Origin of the sequence: Vibrio sp. Vb0304 (genome assembly GCF_033338995.1) — a bacterium.
Taxonomy (GTDB): Bacteria; Pseudomonadota; Gammaproteobacteria; order Enterobacterales; family Vibrionaceae; genus Vibrio; species Vibrio alginolyticus.
The window spans coordinates 1-1,707 of sequence record NZ_JAWOTT010000078.1 but is presented as its reverse complement, the minus strand read 5'-3'; the positions used below and the strand labels follow the sequence as shown (position 1 = coordinate 1,707).

General features: G+C 45.2%; 2 protein-coding genes. Both read right to left on the bottom strand.

Translation table 11 applies throughout. From position 1 onward, the window contains the following. On the bottom strand, positions 1-1,009 hold a 1,009-nt coding region (locus R7P35_RS23875; RefSeq protein WP_318092805.1), incomplete at its 3' end, for an alpha-amylase family protein. Between the two features lie 476 nt (positions 1,010-1,485). After that, on the bottom strand, positions 1,486-1,707 hold a 222-nt coding region (locus R7P35_RS23870; protein WP_318092803.1), incomplete at its 5' end, for a PAS factor family protein.

The following is a 1,707-nucleotide window of genomic DNA, read 5'->3' as shown; positions in this document are numbered from 1 at the left end:
CGCCGCCATCGCGACCGAGAATGTAGGCATAAGCGATCCACTCATCCTCTTCATCCATTATCAAATCGAGAAAGACGTCGTTGTTGGGAATATCATGCGTCACCACAAAAGTAATGGCTCGACCGTTTGAAAGCGCTTGGCCAAAACAGTAAGGGTCAATCAGAGACTTGAAACTGCCTTTTTTTGAAAATGCTTTAAAGATGGTCGAAAACAGCGGGAAATCATACGCACCTAAACGGGTTTCTTGTAAATACGGCTCAAGAAACAGTTGATACTCTTCTTCTGTTGCACCGCCATCGGTAATGATTTCCCCAAAAATGTGCACATCTTGGGTTATGTCGTCTGTCCATACGCGTTTTAGGTGTTCAAGCGTCATGTGCTTCGCGGCATCAATACGGAAGCCTTTCACACCTATCGCTTTCAATGCTTTTAAGTAAGCTCGCTGCTGCTCGACAACATGTTCACAAACGCGAAGGGTTGGTAAACCAGGATCGGTTGGCCCACCTGTAATTCGGCCATTTTGGACCTGCCATTTATCTTTCCAGTCTTTGATACCAAACGCTTCAACAAAATCTTCTTCACTAAATAGCGGTTTGGATAAATCGCCGAAAAGCTTCAGAGACTGGTATTTATGTTCGTCTTGTCGGTATTGATCTAACACGTCCTGACGAGGATATTGCAGATCACGGCGTAAATGTGCTTCGTTAGCCATGTGGTTAAACACCACATCGGCGTATACCAAAACGCCTACGCGTTCGAGCTCACGAACCATATAGATGAAGTCTTGGGTGTCACCGAGCGCGTTGTCGATAACACGGTAATCTTGTGGTTGATAGCGCTGCCACCAACGTTCATCGTGGGCGCTTTTCATTGGTGGCGAAACCAGCACCGAGCCATAACCTAGCTGGTGGATTTCATTTGCTCGTTGGGCAATGTCAGCGTACTTCCAATCAAAGGCGTGCAAAATCACGTTTGCACCAGCTGATTGCGTTTCCTGTAAGCCACTCATGTTGTTCTCCTACTCGTTTCCACGCACGATTACTTGTTTGGTTGTTTTGTGTGAATGAACTCAATAGTCGAAATTATAAAAGCTATTCGCGATACGCCCTCACCCTTTTGCGCTTAACTCAAGGCTGAAAATCAAGGCGTAGATACGCCCTGCCTAGCACAATGAGAGTCTGTGAATCACCTCCAGTCGATGACAGCTCTTGCCATCCGCAAACAAGATAAAACTAACTCATTGTTTTTATTTATATAAAATCCAAACACAAATTCCAAGCAACAAAACCTTATGTACGCCCTAACCCACTCGCTGTAAATGAGTAGGTTATAAAATGCGTTGACGTAACAAATAGTTAAGAAAAGCAAACTGGCAACTAGATCACGTTTGGTGAGAAGGGATTAGCGTCGAAAAGTGTGTTGAGGAAACGCAGAAACAAAAACGGCCCTTGGGGTATTGGGCCGTGATAAAGACAACGAAGTAGATTAGCGTTCTGGTGTTTCCAGAAGTTTAACGGCGCAATCCACAGCGTTGTTGATACCTTGACTGCTCTCAAGCTTACCTGAACTCGCAGGCCCAAGGGCACAAGAGTACAAAGCCAGTTGCTTATCGAACGGCAGATCCAACTGTTCATATAGGTTTTGTCGGATACGTGCATGTTGTTCTGGTTCTTGGCTTGCAAGGCTAATCAACGTGTCATAAATAAG